The sequence below is a fragment of the Citrobacter sp. JGM124 genome, from assembly GCF_018257795.1.
Classification (GTDB): domain Bacteria; phylum Pseudomonadota; class Gammaproteobacteria; order Enterobacterales; family Enterobacteriaceae; genus JGM124.
In genome coordinates, this window is the sequence record NZ_JAERJD010000005.1 from 114274 (window position 1) to 134659 (window position 20386).

The 20386-nt window shown below is 47.0% G+C and carries 17 protein-coding genes and 1 other annotated feature; of the genes, 12 read left to right on the top strand and 5 right to left on the bottom strand.

Features of this window, described 5'->3' with window-relative positions; all coding sequences use genetic code 11:
- Window positions 1-132: 132 nt before the first annotated feature.
- Window positions 133-1800, bottom strand: coding sequence for an energy-dependent translational throttle protein EttA (gene ettA, locus JK154_RS08445; protein ID WP_211992081.1), 1668 nt, complete (start codon window positions 1798-1800; stop codon window positions 133-135).
- Window positions 1801-2072: 272 nt separating this feature from the next.
- On the opposite strand from ettA, the gene sltY reads away from it, so the two are divergent.
- Window positions 2073-4007, top strand: coding sequence for a murein transglycosylase (gene sltY, locus JK154_RS08450; RefSeq protein ID WP_211992082.1), 1935 nt, complete (start codon window positions 2073-2075; stop codon window positions 4005-4007).
- 55 nt (window positions 4008-4062) lie between these two features.
- Window positions 4063-4398, top strand: coding sequence for a trp operon repressor (gene trpR / locus JK154_RS08455; protein WP_211992083.1), 336 nt, complete (start codon window positions 4063-4065; stop codon window positions 4396-4398).
- A 2-nt stretch (window positions 4399-4400) separates the two neighbouring features.
- On the opposite strand, the gene yjjX is transcribed toward trpR, so the two are convergent.
- Window positions 4401-4919 (bottom strand): inosine/xanthosine triphosphatase, encoded by a 519-nt coding sequence (yjjX, locus tag JK154_RS08460; protein WP_211992248.1) that lies wholly within the window; start codon window positions 4917-4919, stop codon window positions 4401-4403.
- A gap of 51 nt (window positions 4920-4970) precedes the next feature.
- On the opposite strand from yjjX, the gene gpmB reads away from it, so the two are divergent.
- On the top strand, window positions 4971-5618 hold the full coding sequence (gene gpmB / locus JK154_RS08465; protein WP_211992084.1) for a 2,3-diphosphoglycerate-dependent phosphoglycerate mutase GpmB: 648 nt from the start codon (window positions 4971-4973) through the stop codon (window positions 5616-5618).
- Here gpmB and robA read toward each other — a convergent pair.
- Window positions 5615-6484 carry an MDR efflux pump AcrAB transcriptional activator RobA gene (gene robA / locus JK154_RS08470; protein WP_211992085.1) on the bottom strand — a complete coding sequence of 290 codons (870 nt, stop codon included), beginning with the start codon at window positions 6482-6484 and terminating at the stop codon, window positions 5615-5617. The two genes, gpmB and robA, sit on opposite strands and share 4 nt — an antisense overlap.
- 192 nt (window positions 6485-6676) lie before the next feature.
- Here robA and creA point away from each other — a divergent pair, with 192 nt between their 5' ends.
- Complete coding sequence (gene creA / locus JK154_RS08475) at window positions 6677-7153, top strand: protein CreA (protein WP_211992086.1); 477 nt, start codon at window positions 6677-6679, stop codon at window positions 7151-7153.
- Between the two features lie 310 nt (window positions 7154-7463).
- The gene (locus tag JK154_RS08480) at window positions 7464-9041 is read left to right on the top strand and encodes a hypothetical protein (protein ID WP_211992087.1); all 1578 of its coding nucleotides are present in this window, start codon (window positions 7464-7466) and stop codon (window positions 9039-9041) included.
- A 151-nt stretch (window positions 9042-9192) separates the two neighbouring features.
- Here JK154_RS08480 and arcA read toward each other — a convergent pair whose 3' ends face one another.
- Window positions 9193-9909 (bottom strand): two-component system response regulator ArcA, encoded by a 717-nt coding sequence (gene arcA, locus JK154_RS08485; RefSeq protein ID WP_211992088.1) that lies wholly within the window; start codon window positions 9907-9909, stop codon window positions 9193-9195.
- Window positions 9910-10394: 485 nt separating this feature from the next.
- On the opposite strand from arcA, the gene JK154_RS08490 reads away from it, so the two are divergent.
- The 4 genes from JK154_RS08490 to thrC all read left to right on the top strand — a co-directional run bounded on the left by JK154_RS08490 (window position 10395) and on the right by thrC (window position 16121).
- Window positions 10395-11081 carry a tRNA/rRNA methyltransferase gene (locus JK154_RS08490; RefSeq protein WP_211992089.1) on the top strand — a complete coding sequence of 229 codons (687 nt, stop codon included), beginning with the start codon at window positions 10395-10397 and terminating at the stop codon, window positions 11079-11081.
- 210 nt (window positions 11082-11291) lie between these two features.
- Window positions 11292-11412, top strand: a sequence feature (Thr leader region).
- Window positions 11413-11437: 25 nt separating this feature from the next.
- Window positions 11438-13900, top strand: a complete 2463-nt coding sequence (gene thrA / locus JK154_RS08500; RefSeq protein WP_211992090.1) for a bifunctional aspartate kinase/homoserine dehydrogenase I — start codon at window positions 11438-11440, stop codon at window positions 13898-13900.
- Between the two features lies 1 nt (window position 13901).
- Window positions 13902-14831, top strand: a complete 930-nt coding sequence (gene thrB, locus JK154_RS08505) for a homoserine kinase (RefSeq protein WP_211992091.1) — start codon at window positions 13902-13904, stop codon at window positions 14829-14831.
- Between the two features lie 3 nt (window positions 14832-14834).
- On the top strand, window positions 14835-16121 hold the full coding sequence (gene thrC / locus JK154_RS08510; protein ID WP_211992092.1) for a threonine synthase: 1287 nt from the start codon (window positions 14835-14837) through the stop codon (window positions 16119-16121).
- A 72-nt stretch (window positions 16122-16193) separates the two neighbouring features.
- On the opposite strand, the gene yaaA is transcribed toward thrC, so the two are convergent.
- A complete protein-coding gene (gene yaaA, locus JK154_RS08515) occupies window positions 16194-16967 on the bottom strand; it encodes a peroxide stress protein YaaA (RefSeq protein WP_211992093.1) in 774 nt (257 codons plus the stop codon).
- A 306-nt stretch (window positions 16968-17273) separates the two neighbouring features.
- On the opposite strand from yaaA, the gene tal reads away from it, so the two are divergent.
- The 3 genes from tal to JK154_RS08530 all read left to right on the top strand — a co-directional run bounded on the left by tal (window position 17274) and on the right by JK154_RS08530 (window position 20362).
- Window positions 17274-18227, top strand: coding sequence for a transaldolase (gene tal, locus JK154_RS08520; protein WP_211992094.1), 954 nt, complete (start codon window positions 17274-17276; stop codon window positions 18225-18227).
- Between the two features lie 111 nt (window positions 18228-18338).
- A complete protein-coding gene (gene mog, locus JK154_RS08525) occupies window positions 18339-18923 on the top strand; it encodes a molybdopterin adenylyltransferase (protein WP_211992095.1) in 585 nt (194 codons plus the stop codon).
- A gap of 128 nt (window positions 18924-19051) precedes the next feature.
- Entirely contained in the window at window positions 19052-20362 is a 1311-nt protein-coding gene (locus tag JK154_RS08530; RefSeq protein WP_211992096.1) for an MFS transporter, read from the top strand.
- Window positions 20363-20386: the final 24 nt, after the last annotated feature.

The following is a 20386-nucleotide window of genomic DNA, read 5'->3' on the forward strand; positions in this document are numbered from 1 at the left end:
CAGCGATATAAACGAATAACACGGTTGACTCACTGGCCCGAATCACTTATCGGGATAAGTGATTCGGGCTTGTTTTTCTTACTGCAGCTTGAATTATTTTACATATCAGTGAGTCAACAAACTTAAAGCGTATTACTTCGTAATACGTTTGTATTTGATACGCTTAGGCTCCAGTGCATCGGCACCTAAAGTCCGTTTTTTATACTCTTCGTACTCAGTAAAGTTACCCTCGAAGAATTCCACTTTACCTTCATCCTGGTAGTCAAGGATATGGGTGGCTATACGGTCCAGGAACCAACGGTCATGGGAGATAACCATGGCACAGCCAGGAAACTCAAGCAGGGCGTTCTCCAGGGCGCGTAATGTTTCGATATCCAGGTCATTGGTCGGTTCATCGAGCAGTAACATGTTGCCACCCACTTGCAGCAGCTTCGCCAGATGCAGACGGCCACGTTCACCACCGGATAACTCTCCGACACGTTTCCCCTGATCAACACCCTTAAAGTTAAAGCGTCCGACATAGGCACGGCTCGGCATTTCGGTATTCCCGATACGCATGATATCCTGCCCACCAGAGACCTCTTCCCAGACGGTTTTACTGTTGTCCATTGCATCACGGAACTGGTCAACAGAAGCCAGCGTAACCGTTTCACCCAGCTCGATGTTACCGCTGTCAGGCTGTTCCTGACCGGACATCATACGGAACAGGGTAGATTTACCCGCCCCGTTTGGCCCGATGATGCCAACGATCGCTCCTTTCGGCACAGAGAAGGAGAGATCATCGATCAATAAGCGGTCCCCATAGGATTTTCTCAGATGGCTGACTTCGACTACTTTATCCCCGAGGCGAGCGCCAGGTGGAATAAACAGCTCATTGGTTTCATTACGCTTCTGGTATTCGCTGCTATTGAGCTCTTCAAAACGGGCCAGACGAGCCTTGCCTTTTGACTGACGGCCTTTAGCTCCTTGACGTACCCACTCCAGCTCTTTCTCAATTGACTTGCGGCGGGCGGCTTCCTGGGACGCTTCTTGAGCCAGACGTTGATCTTTTTGCTCAAGCCAGGAAGAGTAGTTACCTTCCCATGGAATGCCTTCACCACGGTCAAGTTCAAGGATCCAACCGGCGACGTTATCCAGGAAGTAACGGTCGTGGGTAATTGCCACCACAGTTCCTTCAAAGTCGTGCAGGAAGCGTTCCAGCCAGGCAACGGATTCCGCATCCAGGTGGTTGGTTGGTTCGTCGAGCAACAGCATGTCTGGTTTTTCCAGCAGCAGGCGGCATAATGCCACACGACGACGCTCCCCCCCTGACAGGGTGGCTACACTTGCATCCCAGTCCGGTAGACGCAGGGCATCAGCAGCACGCTCCAGCTGGACATTCAGATTGTGGCCATCATGTGCCTGGATAATTTCTTCTAACTTACCCTGTTCTGCCGCCAGCTTGTCAAAATCAGCATCAGGTGCAGCATACAGGGCATATACTTCATCCAGACGCTTGAGGGCGTTAACGACCTCAGACAGTGCCTCTTCAACAGACTCACGGACGGTATGTTCCGGATTGAGCTTAGGTTCCTGTGGCAGGTAACCGATTTTCAGCCCCGGTTGTGGGCGAGCTTCGCCTTCTATGTCAGTATCAATACCTGCCATAATACGTAAGAGAGTGGATTTACCGGCACCGTTCAGACCCAGTACGCCAATTTTGGCTCCAGGGAAAAAACTGAGTGAAATATTTTTTAAAATATGGCGTTTCGGCGGGACAACTTTGCCGACACGATGCATGGTATAAACGAATTGAGCCACAGTGCGACTTTGCCTCTTTATGAAGAAGTAAGATGATACATAACCAACGCGGAGTGTAGCCGTTTTCTGGGGCTAATCCCAGTAGGTGCTCGAGGTTCTGATACTTGTATCTAATCCCGGCGGGCCAGCGGGCAGAGTATTCAAGTGTGGTTTCAGGGGCATGGAACCGAAATATGGGCGATGATTTGGCGTAAAACTTCTCTCTTGGTTAGCATATAAGGGTTCATTCATTTTGCGTTGGCATGATGCCATTAGGTAAACAGAGGATAAGCATGTTGAAAGCGAAAAAGGTAGCATGGCATTGTCTGGCAACAGGTATGGGGCTGCTCATATTGAGCAATGTTGCCCATGCTGACTCTTTAGCAGAACAACGCGTTCGCTACGCAGAAATTAAACAAGCCTGGGATAACAATCAGCAAGATGTGGTACTTCAATTGATGCCGACCCTGCGTGATTACCCCCTGTATCCCTATCTGGAATACCGGCAAATCTCCGGAAATTTAATGAATGAGCCCGCTATTGCTGTGCAGCAGTTTATCCGGGCCCACCCGACATTGCCCCCGGCCCGTAGTTTAACCTCGCGTTTTGTTAACGAACTTGCTCGTCGCCAGGACTGGCGTGGTTTACTTGCCTTCAGTCCACAGCCCCCAGCCACGGTTGATGCAAAGTGTAATTACTACAATGCCAAGTGGAATACGGGAGCGACTCAGGACGCCTGGGCTGGCGCAAAAACACTCTGGCTTACTGGCAGAAATTTACCAGCAAGCTGTGACACCCTGTTCTCAGCCTGGCGGGCTGCCGGAGCACAACCGCTTGATGTCTATATGGATCGTATCCGTTTAGCGATGAAAGCGGGCAATAGCAGCCTGGTCACTTCCCTGGCACAGAACTTACCGACAGTGGATCAGTCTTTGACCACTGCCATCATCACGCTGCAAAAAAATCCCAATACGGTGCTTAGTTTTGCCCGAGACATGGCACCCACAGATTTCACCCGTCAGGCCGTGATGACGACGTTTAGTCAATTGGTGCGTCAGGATGTGGATAATGCCCGGCTGATGATCCCTGCGCTGCAAACGGCACAGCAGTTTACGGAAGAGCAGGTGCAGGAACTTAATGATATGGTGGCCTGGCGTTTAATGGGGAACGACGTTACTCCGGAACAGGCTAACTGGCGTGATAAAGTGATCATGCGTTCAGGATCAGAAACCCTGATAGAGCGTCGTATCCGTATGGCATTGGGGGAAGGGGATCGTAATGGTCTCAATACCTGGATTGCTCGCTTGCCTATGGAAGCCAAGCAGAAGGATGAATGGCGTTACTGGCAAGCTGATCTATTGCTGGAACGTGGGCGTGAGGAAGATGCGAGAAGCATTCTGCAGTCTTTGATGCAGCAACGAGGCTTTTATCCCATGGTTGCGGCGCAGCGCTTGGGTATGAATTATGTGCTGCGTGTCGACAATGCGGGTAAAGCCGATCCGCTCCTGATTCAAGGGGCTGAAATGGCACGTATCCGTGAATTAATGTACTGGGGGCTGGATAACATTGCCCGGAGTGAATGGGCAAACCTGATAACCAGCCGTACTTCTCAGGAGCAAGCAGGGCTCGCACGATATGCTTTTGATCAAGACTGGTGGGATCTGAGCGTTCAGGCGACTATCGCCGGTAAACTTTGGGATCATCTGGAAGAGCGTTTCCCCCTGGCTTACAGGGAACTCTTTGACGGCTATGTCAGAGACAAAAACATTTCACAAAGTTTTGCGATGGCAATAGCACGCCAGGAAAGTGCCTGGAATCCGAAAATTCGTTCACCGGTGGGAGCCAGTGGTCTGATGCAAGTGATGCCAGGAACCGCAAGAGAAACGGTGAAGATGTTCAATATCCTTGGCTATACCAGCCAGGCACAACTGCTTGATCCTCAGATGAATATTAATATTGGCACGTCTTATCTCCAGCATGTTTTTGGACGCTTTGAAAACAACCGTATTTTTGCTGCGGCGGCTTACAATGCCGGCCCCGGGCGTGTGAATACGTGGGTAAAAAATAGCGCAGGCAGAATCGATGCCGTCGCTTTTGTGGAAAGCATTCCCTTTTCAGAAACTCGTGGTTATGTCAAAAATGTCCTCGCGTATGACGCATACTATCGTTATTTTCTTGGCAAGCCTGACCACATCATGATGGATAATGAGTGGCAACGGCGTTATTGATTGCGGGAAGAATATGTTATGCTACTGTACTAGTTAAATAGTATGGTGGCCTAACATGACTCAGCTCTCTCAATATTCAGCCGAACATGCTGAACAAAGCCACCAGGAGTGGCTTCGTTTCGTTGAACTGATGAAACAAGGTTTCGACAAACAGCTCCACCTTCCTTTACTGATGCTCTTTTTGACACCCGATGAGCGTACGGCCCTTGGAACCCGCGTTCGTATCATTGAAGAGCTCTTACGGGGGAATTTGAGTCAGCGTGAATTGAAAAATGAACTTGGTGCGGGCATTGCAACGATCACCCGGGGATCGAACAGCCTTAAATCCGCCCCGCCCGAATTACGCGCCTGGCTTGAGCAGGTGCTATTAGAGGGTAACAACGCCTCTTAGTATTAACGAAGATAGATATCGTTATGAAACGGGCTCAGGGCGAGTATTACTGCCTGGTAATAGACTGTACTGCGGGTCAGCGTCCCCGCAGTAAATATGCCAATCGCCCCCTCTTTACGGCCCACTTTATCAATGCCGCTATATTCCGACATGACCATCCCTAAGGTGTTTTCTGCGCTCACATTTTTGAGCATAATCCCTGGTAATGGCAGTGAAGCTGAACGAGATTCGTCATGCTGAGTCGTGCTCTCAATTATCACCCAGCTGAAAGTACTCCCCTCGTCAATGCCTGCCTCAATAGCTACCCAGAAGTCGGCTTCAGGCTTTAATTTTCTTGCATTATCTATGCGGTTTTGTGCGCCCAGTTTAGTTTCACTGCTGCCAAAAGGCTGCTCTGGAACATTGCTATCGACGACAACAGACTCTATTTGACATGCACCATCACCATAAATATGTGTGAAAGCCAGCAAAACTGACTGAATTTTGGCAGGATTGGTTGTCGCACAGACTACTTGGTACATAATAGATTGGAACCTCATCATTTTTACATCCCAGTATAACGGATAAAACGCATGGTACAGGTATACCTTGTTCGTCACGGTGAAACACTGTGGAACGCAGAACGTCGCCTTCAGGGGCAATCAAACAGTGCCCTGACTGCACAGGGAGAACACCAGGCTCAGTTAGTGGGCAGACGGGCGAAAGAACTTAATATTACCCATATTATCTCCAGCGACTTAGGGAGAACGCGGCAAACGGCTGAGATTATTGCCGACATTTGTGGCTTATCTGTCACTCTGGATCCCCGCCTACGAGAGCTGGATATGGGGGTGCTTGAACGCCGCCTGATGGACTCATTGACAGAAGAAGAAGAGGGATGGCGTCGTAGCCTGGTGAACGGTTCCGCTGATGGGCGTATTCCAGAAGGCGAAAGTATGCTGGAGCTAAGTAATCGCATGCATGATGCCCTCAATGCATGCCTTGAACTTCCTGCAGGCAGCCGGCCATTGCTTGTCGGCCATGGAATGGCATTGGGGTGTTTAATCAGTACCATATTGGGCTTGCCCGCCTGGTCTGAACGCCGTCTACGCTTACGTAACTGCTCTATTTCTCGCGTTGACTACCAGAAAAGTCCATGGCTGGCGCCTGGCTGGGTAGTGGAAACAGCAGGTGACATCGCGCATCTTGATGCCCCTGCACTGGATGAAATTCAGCGTTAATGCCGTATAGGGATCAAGTAGTGACAACGAATATGTGTTGGTGGCTTATGATCCCTTTCTTTTTTCTCAGGATAAAATAGCTCAATATCCTGCCCCTGACGACGGGTAAGATTGAGCATCGGTATACAAGTGCCGTAAACCGTCAGGATAAACTCCTGTAACCCGGTGACAGGGCCTTCATATTCAAACTGAACATAGTCGCCGCTTTCCAGTATTACGGGATGGGCATCGGGAAGAATGCCGGTAATGCTCTCAGGAAGCAGTGCTGTCGTGTAAAAGATTTCCTGTTCATCATCTTTTTCACTGCTCGGGCGTGGCTGATGCAGGCCATACAACACTGTTGGTATGGCCGGAGAATGGCTGAGAAACTTCATCCAGAATTGCATACGCATTTCATGGCGAGAGTCAGAAATTTTTTCCAGTGTGCAGCTGTAACTCCGGGTTGTTCCCATAAGGCGGGTTTCTGGCAATGTAATGAATTTTGCCTCGGGAGGCGTGAAATCTTCCAGACGTAATGGCGAACAAATTCCATAAGCGCTCCACTCAGGGGAACGGCGATAACATGCAGGCGTCTGGGCAAACTGCCTTTTAAAGGCCCGGGTGAAGGTCTGTTGTGAATCAAAGCGATACTGTAAGGCGATATCCAAAATAGGACGCGCTGTTAAGCGCAAGGCGACGGCTGATTTTGAGAGACGCCGGCCACGGATATAGGCACCGATGGCCTGACCGGTTACTTCTTTAAACATTCGCTGTAAATGCCATTTGGAATACCCGGCCCGGGCTGCCACATTATCAATTGATAGTGGCTTATCCAGGTGGCTTTCCAGCCAGGAAAGTAGATCACGAATGATCCCTGTTTGATCCATAAAAACCTCTTAATCCTTACCTGACAGATGCCAGATGATAGCATTTTTTCTACTTTTCTCGGGGGGCGTTTTTTTTAACAAACTGTGTTCAACACCTTGAGATTAAGATAAATTTTAGCACTACTATTGTTAATTAAAGCTTTATTCACTATATCTGGTTTAGACGCAACGATAATAAACTATGGTAATCCTATGAATTTTAAAGTATTAACGATTTTGAGCAGTTTGCTAGTATTTAGTCCATTTACTTTCGGTGAGCAGGTCGGATCGGTAGATACGGCATTTAAGTTATTGGGGCCTGACCATAAAATTGTCATTGATGCTTTTGACGATCCTGATATCAAGAATGTCACCTGCTATATCAGCCGGGCGAAAACCGGCGGGATCAAGGGGGGGCTGGGTCTGGCTGAAGACACAGCAGATGCGGCGATTTCTTGTCAGCAAGTAGGCCATATTGAACTTACGGATAAGATTAAACGTGGTAAGTCAGACGGTGACGTGGTGTTTCGTCAGCGCACGTCGCTTATTTTCAAAAAATTACAAGTTGTCCGTTTTTATGATGCCAAACGGAATGCACTTATTTATTTAAGTTATTCAGATAAAATTATTGATGGTTCACCAAAAAATGCCCTGAGTGCAGTACCTATTATGCCATGGAATAATGGTTAATCAGTGTATTCTGACAAAGAAGGAATGTTCCTTCTTTGTCATGTTATAGCCTCATAATATTCTCTTAATTCTTCATTGGTTTTTTATCTGTAGCCTTTCCCCTTCCTGATGTCGAAAGTTAAATATAATATATTTAACAGCATTAATTTAATCACAAATATCATTGTGAAGTGAATGTGTTGATGAATTAAAACAAATGATTTTTGATAGAAAAGATAAAATGATATGTTAGAAATACATTTTGCTATTAGGAGTTAAAGCAAAATATTATGCTTTTTATTAGTTGTAAAATTTATTTCGGAACAAAACTATGTTAACAACAAATTCTTCTTTAAACTCGGCTATTGAACCCCGACCTCTCTTTCCAGCTGAACATTATAATTCACAGTCATCACTGATCTCATCTTCATCACTGCTGACAGCAATAGATAAAGCAGAAAACACTCACGTTTCAGGTTTTAAATTAATAACCAGAAGGATTAAGTCCACTGTAAGTTCAGTATTCAATAGGATGATCAAGAAAATAACGCGTAACAATGTGACAATGTATTCTGAAGCACCGCAACTCATTGGCACGACTATTCATCCTCATATTGCCTCGAAGTACCAGGATAAAATAGATTTTAGTGGTGTTGGTGTGGTTAACGCATTGAAATCAACAAATATAAAAAGAGAAGACTATAATGTATTAGTCAATAACATAATAAGGCCATTAAATGAAACGCCCCAGATCACAAAAGAAAGCATAAAAACACCGGGGGAGATCATCATAAGTATCGCCGGGATAATAAAAGAAGCACCTGATGATATAATGAACAAAAAAGAACTTGAAGAAATAATAAAAAAAACATGGCTGGATGGTTCGTTATCCCGGCAGTCTTTGTATAATATGGCTGAGTTAATAAAGATTAAAATTAATAATTATCCAGAAATAATTAATAAAATAGACGAAGTGCTACAATTGCTTGAAAATAATTTTTTTATTACCAAGCGGAATGATAATTACTATGGGCGATTGTTTGAAACTGAACTGTCAAAATTTATTATCGACCATCCTAATATGAATATGCTAAAAGTACGTGATACTATTTCGTCTTTTATTCTTGATGACTTTCAATGTTTATCTAGTGATGATCAGTTGTCACTGTGTGCCTGTCTTGCCAATCGAATGTTTTCTGATCCACCTGCATGGCGCGATAAATTAATCTGTGCCAATCATTTTGTTAGAGAGCCTGATCCTGAATGTTTTGTTAAAATGATAAAGTATTCAGGCAAGTATTCGATTCCTCTCATACTCTCGGTGGCCGTGAAATATATTATTTCATCGCAGGGGACCGTTGCGTTAAAAAACGAGGCTACAAAATATTACATTCATAAAATATTGCCTCAGAGACAAATTTTTAGTTCGTTAAGTGACAGTAGAAATATAAAAAATTCAGCATATGGATTACTGCTCCCATATCAAAAGAACTATCTTTTAAGTAACCCTCCCTCTTTAGGGGCTGGTATTCGTCCTATTGATAAATACATGCGGCCGACAGTCGGAGTGGAATTAAATGAACATGATGCCATTGCTTTAAGTAATGAAAGAACGATTGGTATAGGGGTATCCGGTTCTTCTAATATCCTGAATTTTCTTTTTAAAAAACTACAATTAGAATATGAAGGTTTTCCTGAAGATGATGCCAAACTGGCAACCGCATCCTGGCTCAGTTACAGCGGTGGACACTCTTTCAATGAGGCGTATTCGGTGTTCAGTTTTATGAGTCAGGGAAGTTTTAAGCCCTTATCTTTCAACGAATTAAAAACATCAAGTCTACTGAGCGAAATTGCGATTACGCATTCATATAACAAAGTAGTGGAAACGGCTATTGCGCTAAGTAATTAATATAATTGTAAAAAGGCAGGGAACACTCAGACAGCGTAATCAACTCCTTCTATTAAGTTGCCATAAAATAAAATAGAGAATAAAGCCCTGAAATTTGCCTCATTCTCTATTCTGATACTGTTACCAGAAAAAACGGGAACGTTCTGATATATTATTCCTGCAGATCACCACAGAAGCGGTAACCTTCACCGTGAATTGTCGCAATAATCTCTGGTGTATCAGGTGTTGACTCAAAGTGTTTACGAATTCTACGGATGGTGACGTCAACCGTGCGATCGTGTGGTTTTAGCTCCCGCCCTGTCATTTTTTTCAGTAATTCAGCACGAGACTGAATTTTGCCGGGGTTCTCGCAAAAATGCAGCATGGCGCGGAATTCACTGCGGGGCAGTTTATAATGCTCGCCCTGTGGACTCACGAGAGAACGGCTATTAATATCCAGTTCCCAGCCATTGAATTTATAGCTTTCAACACTACGGCGTTCTTCACTGATTACTGCCAGATTCATTGTCCGTGACAACAAGTTACGAGCACGAATCGTTAGCTCACGTGGGTTAAATGGCTTCGTGATGTAGTCATCAGCACCAATTTCCAGCCCGAGAATTTTATCCACTTCGTTGTCGCGCCCGGTGAGGAACATGAGTGCGACATTTGCTTGCTCACGGAGTTCGCGAGCCAGTAAGAGGCCGTTCTTTCCGGGAAGGTTGATATCCATAATGACCAGATTAATGTCATTTTCAGCTAAAATCTGATGCATCTCAGCACCATCAGTTGCTTCAAAAACATCATATCCTTCCGCTTCAAAAATATTTTTTAAGGTGTTGCGTGTTACTACTTCGTCTTCGACGATAAGGATGTGCGGCGTCTGCATATTTGCTACCTAAAATGTCTAACAAAATCGAAACAGGAAGTACTCAAGTCCTGGTCTGGCAACATTGTGATAAATTAACACGCCAGAGCTAGCATGACTTAAGTCGATAATTTCTTTGTGATGCATTACTTTTCAACGTCAACAAGATAACTCGTCAGGCAGTGATTCCATTCTGTTTATCATGGATGCTCAATAGCGCATGGGCTAATGCTAACCATTTTAACAGCAACATAACAAGCTGTCCGACGCTTAGTCCCTAATAATGCTATGTATCGTTGACATATATCAAATTCAATTGTAGCACGTTAACGCTTTACTGAAGGGATCACCATGTTACCTTGATGATTATTACAAATAATTAACAATTTAAAGCGTAGAAAAAAATAGGCTATCAGGCAAACAGATTATTCAGACGTTTTGGCTATTTTTAGTTATGCTCCTGGTGATAAGCACTATTTAATCTGTTGATAGATGGAAAACATTAAATGCAGTTGTCTATTATTCTGGTTTCTCCTGCCAGAGCTGAAAATATCGGTGCGGCAGCCCGGGCCATGAAAACCATGGGATTTACCGATCTACGGATTGTTGCCAGTGATGCCCATTTACAGCCTGCCGCACGCTGGGTTGCGCATGGCGCGGGTGACATTCTCGATAACACCAGCCATTTTGATACACTGGCTGAAGCGCTGAAAGATGTTAATTTTACTGTGGCGACCACAGCCAGGAGCCGCGCTCGATTCCATTATTATGCCACGCCAGTGCAGTTGCTCCCCTTACTGGAAGAGAAAGCACAGTGGGCTGGCCGCAGCGCGTTGGTGTTTGGTCGTGAAGATTCAGGTTTAACCAACGAAGAGTTAGCCCTGGCCGATATCCTGACGGGTATTCCCATGAAAGGGGACTACCCGTCATTAAATCTTGGACAGGCTGTGATGGTTTATTGCTATCAGTTATCAGCCTTAATGATTTCAGCATCTTCAGAGCAAGAGCCGGCAGATGGCGCACAGTTATATGCGCTACGCGATCGTGTATCCCGACTCCTGGCCAGGCTCAGTGTGAGCGATGACCAAAAAATGGTGGACTGGCTTCAGCAACGGCTCGGGCTGCTTGAGCAACGAGATACGGCAATGTTGCACCGTTTACTCCATGATATTGAAAAAAACATAACAGAATAAAACACTGTAAAATCGTATATTTTCAATATAAAAAACAGGGGTGGCGATTTTTTATGTTGGTGTTTACCCTGATATTTTATTAATTGTTAGTGAAGTTGCCCAGTGGTGGTCTTCAGTAAAAAACTAAAAAAAATTGACTTAATGACAGGATTACTTTAACCAGTAGGGTATTCAGTATAAAAAATTTTAAGAGCGTCCGGCAATCATGAGTCGTCAATTTCTGACAACAACGATTATTACCATCATCATTACCACAGGTAACGGTGCGGGCTGACGCGTACAAGAGTTCATAAAAAAAGCCCGCACCCAAGAAAGTGCGGGCTTTTTTTTCGATTAAAATCAAGGGGTAATATAGCATGCGAGTGTTGAAATTCGGCGGTACTTCAGTAGCGAATGCGGAGCGTTTCCTCCGTGTTGCTGACATCCTGGAAAGTAATGCCAAACAGGGACAGGTAGCCACAGTGCTGTCTGCCCCGGCAAAAATTACCAACCATCTGGTGGCCATGATTGAAAAGACCATCAGTGGCCAGGATGCCCTGTCGAATATCACAGAAGCAGAGCAAATCTTTGCCGACTTGATAAAAGGGCTGGCTGAAATGCAGCCGGGTTTTCCAGAGGCGGAATTAAGCGAGCTGGTAGACCAGGAGTTTGCCCAGCTTAAGCATGAATTGCACGGTATCAGTTTGTTAGGCCAATGCCCTGACAGTATCAATGCGGCTATTATCTGTCGTGGTGAAAAGCTCTCCATTGCTATCATGGCGGCCGTTCTACGGGCCCGTGGTTATGCTGTTACTGTGATTAACCCGGTTGAGAAATTACTTGCTGTAGGCCACTACCTTGAGTCTACCGTTGATATTGCTGAATCCACTCGTCGGATTGCTGCCAGTCGTATCCCGGATGACCATATGATTTTGATGGCGGGCTTTACCGCAGGTAACGACAAAGGTGAACTGGTTGTACTGGGACGAAATGGGTCAGACTACTCAGCAGCTGCACTGGCGGCCTGTTTGCGGGCAGACTGTTGTGAGATCTGGACTGATGTGGACGGTGTGTATACCTGTGACCCGCGACAGGTACCGGACGCCAGGTTACTGAAGTCCATGTCGTACCAGGAAGCGATGGAGCTTTCTTACTTCGGCGCTAAAGTTCTTCATCCTCGCACTATTTCCCCCATTGCCCAGTTCCAGATCCCTTGCCTAATCAAAAATACGGGTAACCCCCAGGCACCAGGCACACTGATTGGTGCTGACAGCAAAGATAACTCCTTACCCGTGAAGGGGATCACTAATCTTAATAACATGGCAATGTTTAACGTGTCAGGCCCGGGTATGAAAGGCATGCCGGGTATGGCGGCACGTGTCTTTGCTGCCATGTCGCGCACGAATATCTCGGTGGTGCTGATTACCCAGTCTTCGTCTGAATACAGCATCTGTTTTTGTGTGCATCAGAGTGATGTCGCCCGCGCCCGCCGTGCGATTGAAGACGAGTTCAGCCAGGAACTAAAAGACGAGTTACTGGAGCCGCTGGCTGTGATGGAGCGCCTGGCGATTATCTCCGTGGTGGGTGACGGTATGCGTACCGTGCGGGGGATCTCGGCAAAATTCTTTTCTGCTCTTGCCAGGGCGAATATCAATATTATTGCCATCGCCCAGGGGTCTTCTGAGCGTTCTATATCCGTGGTTGTCAGCAATGATGATGCCACTACCGGGGTTCGTGTAGCTCACCAAATGTTGTTCAATACTGATCAGGTGATTGAAGTTTTTCTGATTGGTATCGGTGGCGTGGGTACCGCGCTACTGGAGCAAATTAAACGTCAGCAAGCCCGGTTGAAGAGTAAACACATTGATTTACGTGTTTGTGGTATTGCCAACTCAAAAGCCCTGCTGACCAGTGTTCATGGCCTGAACCTGGATAACTGGCAGCAAGCGCTGGAACAGGCGAAAGAGCCACTGAATCTGGAGCGTCTGACTCGTTTGGTGAAAGAGTATCACCTGTTAAACCCCGTGATTGTCGATTGTACTTCCAGCCAGGCGGTTGCAGACCAGTATGCTGATTTCCTGGGTGAAGGTTTCCACGTAGTAACGCCGAACAAAAAGGCGAACACATCGAGTATGAATTACTACCACCAGATGCGTAACGCTGCGGCTAAATCACGTCGTAAATTTCTGTATGACACCAATGTCGGGGCCGGGCTTCCCGTTATTGAAAACCTACAGAACTTGCTGAATGCAGGGGACGAACTGGAACATTTCTCGGGTATCTTGTCCGGCTCACTCTCCTTTATTTTCGGTAAGCTGGATGAAGGTATGAGCTTGTCAGATGCGACACGTATGGCCAGTGAACTGGGTTATACCGAGCCAGATCCACGGGATGACCTTTCCGGGATGGACGTCGCACGTAAACTGCTGATCCTTGCCCGTGAAACAGGGCGCGAGCTGGAACTGTCAGATATTATTATCGAGCCGGTACTGCCCGATTACTTCAATACCAGTGGTGACGTTGAGAGTTTCATGGACCGTCTCCAGTTGCTTGATGGTGAATTCGCCCAGCGTGTAGATAAGGCCCGTGAAAAGGGGCAGGTACTGCGTTATGTCGGCATGATTGAAGAGAATGGTCTGTGCTGTGTGAAGATTGCTGAAGTTGATGGCAATGACCCACTGTATAAAGTTAAAAATGGTGAGAATGCGTTGGCATTTTACAGCCATTACTATCAACCGATCCCGCTGGTACTACGTGGTTATGGTGCGGGGAACGATGTTACCGCGGCCGGTGTGTTTGCCGACTTGTTACGTACCCTGTCATGGAAGTTAGGAGTTTAAAATGGTTAAAGTATATGCTCCCGCCTCCAGTGCTAATATGAGCGTTGGTTTTGATGTGTTAGGCGCGGCAGTATCCCCCATCGGGGGAGAGCACCTCGGTGACTATGTGACCGTTGAGGCCGCTGATCAATTTAGCCTGACAAATCTGGGCCGTTTTGCCCGTAATCTGCCAACTGAACAGGATCAGAATATTGTTTACCAGTGCTGGGCCCTGTTTTGCCGGGAGATAGGTAAAGAAATCCCCGTGGCCATGACTCTTGAAAAAAATATGCCGATTGGTTCAGGTCTTGGTTCCAGTGCTTGCTCCGTTGTGGCTGGTCTGGTGGCGATGAATGAATTCTGTGGTAAGCCGGTCAGTGATAACCGATTGCTGGCAATGATGGGGGAGCTGGAAGGACGAATCTCTGGCAGCGTTCATTATGATAATGTCGCTCCTTGTTTTCTTGGCGGTATGCAGTTGATGATTGAAGAAGAGGGGATAATAAGCCAGTCCATTCCCTGTTTTGATGACTGGTTGTGGGTGCTGGCTTACCCGGGCATTAAAGTCTCAACGGCACAAGCAAGAGCGATTCTGCCTGCCCAGTATCGCCGTCAGGACTGTATCAGTCATGGGCGCCACTTGGCCGGTTTTATTCATGCCTGCTATTCCCGTCAGCCACAGCTGGCGGCAAAGCTAATGCAGGATGTGATTGCCGAACCTTACCGGGCAAAACTGTTACCCGGCTTTGATGACGCACGGAAAGGGGTGGCGGATATTGGTGCACTGGCGAGCGGTATTTCTGGCTCCGGTCCAACCTTATTTGCACTCTGTGATAACCTGGAAACTGCACAACGCACGGCTGACTGGCTTGGCCAACACTATTTGCAGAACCAGGAAGGTTTTGTACATATTTGCCGTTTGGATACGGCTGGCGCACGAGTTTTGGGATAACGAATGAAACTGTATAACCTTAAAGATAACACTGAGCAGGTCTCTTTTGCACAAGCCCTTACCCAAGGTCTTGGCAGACAACAAGGGCTATTTTTTCCTGATGCGTTGCCTGAATTTTCGCGTGCCGAAATAGACGCTATGCTGGAAATGGACTTCGTCAGCCGTAGCAGCAAAATTCTTTCGGCATTTATTGGTGAAGAGATCCCATCAGAAATACTGGCTGCACGTGTTGCGGCTGCTTTTGCTTTCCCTGCACCGGTAAAAATGGTCGAGCCTGATGTCGGCTGCCTGGAACTGTTCCATGGCCCGACACTGGCATTTAAAGATTTCGGCGGTCGTTTTATGGCCCAGATGCTCACCCATGTCAGTGGTGAGAAACCCGTGACTATTTTAACCGCCACATCGGGTGATACGGGGGCTGCCGTAGCGCACGCTTTCTATGGTTTAGAAAACGTTAAAGTGGTGATTCTCTACCCTCGAGGCAAAATCAGCCCGTTACAGGAGAAATTATTCTGTACTCTGGGGGGGAATATCGAAACTGTTGCTATTGATGGCGATTTTGATGCTTGCCAGGCGTTAGTGAAACAGGCCTTTGACGATGAAGAGTTAAAAGTAGCCCTGGGGCTGAACTCCGCTAACTCTATCAACATTAGTCGCCTGTTAGCGCAAATTTGTTACTACTTTGAGGCAGTTGCCCAGTTGCCTGCCGAAACTCGGGATAAACTGGTCATTTCGGTACCCAGCGGTAACTTTGGCGATTTAACAGCTGGCTTGCTGGCGAAATCATTAGGTTTGCCAGTAAAACGCTTTATTGCTGCGACCAATGCCAACGACACTGTGCCCCGTTTCCTGGCTGAAGGGCAGTGGCAGCCAAAAGAGACCATTGCTACCTTGTCTAATGCGATGGACGTCAGTCAGCCAAATAACTGGCCTCGTGTCGAGGAGTTATTTCGCCGTAAAGGCTGGGCTCTGAGTGATCTGGGTTATGAAGCAGTGAGTGATGATACCACCCAGCAGACAATGCGCGAATTGTTGGAGAAAGGCTATATCTCCGAGCCCCATGCCGCGATTGCCTATCGTGCGTTACGTGACCAGTTACAAGCGGATGAATTCGGCCTGTTTCTCGGCACGGCGCACCCTGCGAAATTCAAAGAGAGTGTGGAGGCTATCCTCGGCCAAACGCTACCTCTGCCAGAAGAGCTGGCATCCCGTGCAGATCTGCCGTTATTGTCACATGAGTTACCGGCAGATTATACGGCTCTGCGTGGTTTAATGATGAACAAAGCCTGACCGCTGACGAGGCAGGATATCATCAGCGCGGTCGCTGTCTTTGGCAGCGACCGCTTATTGCTGAGTTCGTGGCTATTGTGCCGGTCGTTTAAACACCCACTCATTCTTGCCTGAAGCAGACTCATCGAAGCCATACCCTTCAAGATTAAATCCTTTCAGTTGTTCGGGATTCGTCAGCCTATTTTGGATGATATAGCGCGTCATCAGTCCCCGGGCCTTTTTCGCATAGAAGCTAATCACTTTAAAAACGCCATTTTTCTCATCAAGAAATACGGGTTTGATGATCCCGGCATTCAGTTGCTGTGGTTTGACTGACCTGTAGTATTCGTCAGAAGCGAGATTGATCAGCACATTGTCTCCCTGAGCTTCCAGGGCCTGATTCAGTGTTTCAGTGATAATAGAACCCCAGAACTGATACAGGTCTTTCCCCTTGGGATTAGACAATCGAATGCCCATTTCCAGGCGATAGGGTTGCATCAAGTCGAGGGGGCGCAGGACACCGTAGAGACCTGATAACATACGCAAATGTTGTTGAGCGAAATCGAAATCATCTTCACTAAAGTTCTCCGCCTGTAGGCCGGTATAGACATCCCCTTTGAAGGCGAGAATAGCCTGACGGGCATTATCAGGCGTGAAGTCAGGCTGCCACTCGTGAAACCGGGTTGCATTTAAAGAGGCTAGCTTGTCACTGATACTCATTAAGGAGGCGATCTGTGGCTCACTCAGCGAGCGTGCTACCTCTATCAATTGTTGTGAATACGCCAGCAGCTCGGGCTGTGTATAGCGTGCAGTCGCTAAATCACTTTGATAATCCAGTGTTTTGGCCGGTGAAATCAGAATTAACATTGTTCGCTCCTTGCTGGTGTGAGAGGCTATTTTAGCAAATTTTTTACCTTAATCGGTCGATAGCTGCGATAAGTCAGAGGCATGAATCTCAGTTTGGCTCTATTCTCCATATACCCATCAAGTACACTGGTGGGCGATTTAGCCACGATAACGGGTATGGTTGCTTGTGATCCTCAGAATTTGTGCAATTCTGCTCTTTGTAACAGACGTGGTGGTATCGCGGTTGCACCTCCTCTAAGGCGTGATATTATCAATAGATATTACTTACCTATCCCTAACTGCTAGACTCAACGAGACATACTGACTATGACGGATAAATTAACTGCTCTGCGTCAACTGACCACCGTGGTAGCTGACACTGGTGATATTGCGGCGATGAAACTGTACAAACCGCAAGATGCGACGACTAACCCTTCACTTATCCTTAACGCCGCACAAATTCCTGAATACCGCCCACTGATTGATGATGCCATTGCCTTTGCACGTAACCAAAGCAACGATCGTGCACAACAAGTGGTTGATGCTACTGATAAGCTGGCGGTAAATATCGGTCTGGAAATTCTGAAACTGGTTCCTGGCCGTATTTCTACCGAAGTCGATGCACGCCTGTCTTATGACACCGAAGCCAGCATTGCTAAAGCCAAGCATCTCATCAAACTCTATAACGATGCGGGTATCAGCAATGACCGTATTCTGATCAAACTGGCCTCTACCTGGCAGGGCATCCGTGCGGCAGAACAGCTCGAAAAAGAAGGGATCAACTGTAACCTGACTCTGCTGTTCTCCTTCGCGCAGGCTCGCGCTTGTGCCGAAGCCGGTGTTTTCCTGATCTCTCCTTTTGTTGGTCGCATCCTTGACTGGTACAAAGCGAATACTGACAAAAAAGAGTACGTGGCGAACGAAGACCCAGGCGTCGTTTCTGTCAGCGAGATCTACCAGTATTACAAAGAGCACGGTTATGAAACTGTCGTAATGGGAGCAAGCTTCCGTAACATCGGTGAAATTATCGAGCTGGCAGGCTGTGATCGCCTGACCATTGCTCCTGCACTGCTGAAAGAGCTTTCAGAAAGCACTGGTGGGCTGGAACGTAAACTGAGCTATACCGGCGAAGTGAAAGCACGTCCGGCTCGTATCACTGAATCCCAGTTCCTGTGGCAGCATAACCAGGACCCTATGGCGGTAGATAAGCTGGCGGAAGGTATCCGTAAGTTTGCTATCGACCAGGAAAAACTGGAAAAAATGATCGGCGATCTGCTGTAATCATCAATGTGGCCAGCCCCGGCTGGCCACGCTTTTAGCCCTTTCATCTGTTTGTCCCGCCTTTCCCGATGTATCATTCCAGTTAATGTTCTCCTAAAGCTTGGAAATGATATGAATACCCTACGCATTGGATTAGTGTCAGTCTCGGATCGCGCTTCAAGCGGTGTTTATCAGGACAAGGGCATCCCTGCACTCGCTGAGTGGCTGGCACAAGCGTTAACATCCCCTTTTCACATAGAAACCCGCCTCGTCCCTGATGAGCAACCCATGATAGAGCAAGCGCTTTGTGAATTGGTTGATGAGATGGGTTGCCACTTAGTTCTTACCACAGGGGGAACGGGGCCGGCCCGGCGTGATGTCACCCCGGATGCGACCCTGGCAATTGCTGATCGTATCATGCCCGGGTTTGGTGAGCAGATGCGTCAGGTCAGCCTGCACTTTGTCCCTACCGCGATTCTGTCACGTCAGGTGGGTGTTATTCGCAAACAGGCTTTGATCCTTAACTTGCCGGGACAACCGAAATCCATCAAAGAGACCCTGGAAGGGGTTAAAGATGAGTCAGGTAAGGTGATTCTGGCCGGTGTGTTCGCAAGTGTAGCGTATTGTATACAGTTACTTGACGGCCCTTACATTGAGACGAACGCTCAGGTAGTCGCCTCTTTTCGCCCAAAAAGTGCAGTAAAGGAAATAAAATAGCAAATATAATAAATTGATGGCATAAAATATCGCCGTGGTGGAGTGTTGATAATTAACTGTTATAGTAATTTTTTCTTTACGCGTGCCAGGTAATTTTTTTAACACTCTTATCTATTTTATGGTTGCTTATGTCGCAAATTCATGCAAGGCCTTTGAGTTCTCAGGACTATAAAACGTTATCGCTGGCATCCCTTGGCGGTGCGCTTGAGTTCTACGATTTTATTATTTTTGTTTTCTTTACCACGGTATTGGGTGAACTCTTTTTCCCTCCGGATATTCCTGAGTGGATTCGCCAGTTGCAAACGTTTGGGATCTTTGCTGCCGGTTATTTGGTACGGCCTCTGGGCGGTATAGTCATGGCGCATTTTGGCGATCTGCTTGGTCGCAAAAAAATGTTTACGTTGAGCATTCTGCTCATGGCCTTGCCGACACTGGCGATTGGGGTATTACCCACCTACGAAACATTAGGGATACTGGCACCAATCTTGTTGTTGCTCATGCGTGTATTACAAGGTGCTGCCATCGGTGGTGAAGTCCCCGGGGCATGGGTTTTTGTGGCAGAGCATGTTCCTTACCGAAGAATCGGGATTGCTTGTGGCACCCTCACTGCGGGATTAACTATTGGGATCCTGCTGGGCTCAATTGTTGCGACCGTGATCAATACCTCCATGACCCGCGAGGCTATCCATAATGGTGGCTGGCGTATTCCTTTTTTCATTGGGGGGATTTTTGGCCTGTTTGCGATGTATTTACGTCGTTGGTTACAGGAAACCCCTGTATTCCTTGAAATGCAGAAAAGAAAAGCACTCGCTGAAGAGCTGCCCTTAAAATCCGTTATTGTTAACCATAAACGGGCGGTGATCGTTTCCATGTTACTGACCTGGATGTTATCCGCAGGGATTGTCGTTCTGATTTTGATGGCACCTGTCTGGCTGCAAACCCAGTTGCATATTTCACCAGCCTTGACCTTAAAGGCAAACAGCATTGCGATAGTCATGCTGAGTCTTGGTTGTCTGGGATACGGTATGGCGATTGACCGATTTGGTGCCAGTAAGGTATTTATCTGCGGCAGCCTGTTTTTTGCTGTTTGCAGCTGGATGTTTTACCACATGGTGGCTGTATACCCAGAGTATCTGTTTGTACTCTATGGGATAACGGGCTTGAGTGTTGGTATTGTAGGGGCAGTCCCTTATGTTATGGTTCGCGCCTTCCCGGCTGAGGTTCGTTTTACCGGGCTCTCTTTTTCCTATAATTTGTCCTACGCTATTTTTGGCGGTTTAACACCGATAGTTGTGATGCTATTCATGGGGGCTTCACCCTTGGCACCCGCATGGTATGTCCTGGCTTTAGGTGGCGTAGGTCTGATGGTGGGGATCTGGTTGCGGAAAGATATTAATCATGAGAATACGGTACGTAGCCAGCCTTCTGTCCAGTCATAACAGATAGTGGCCGAATATTAACAG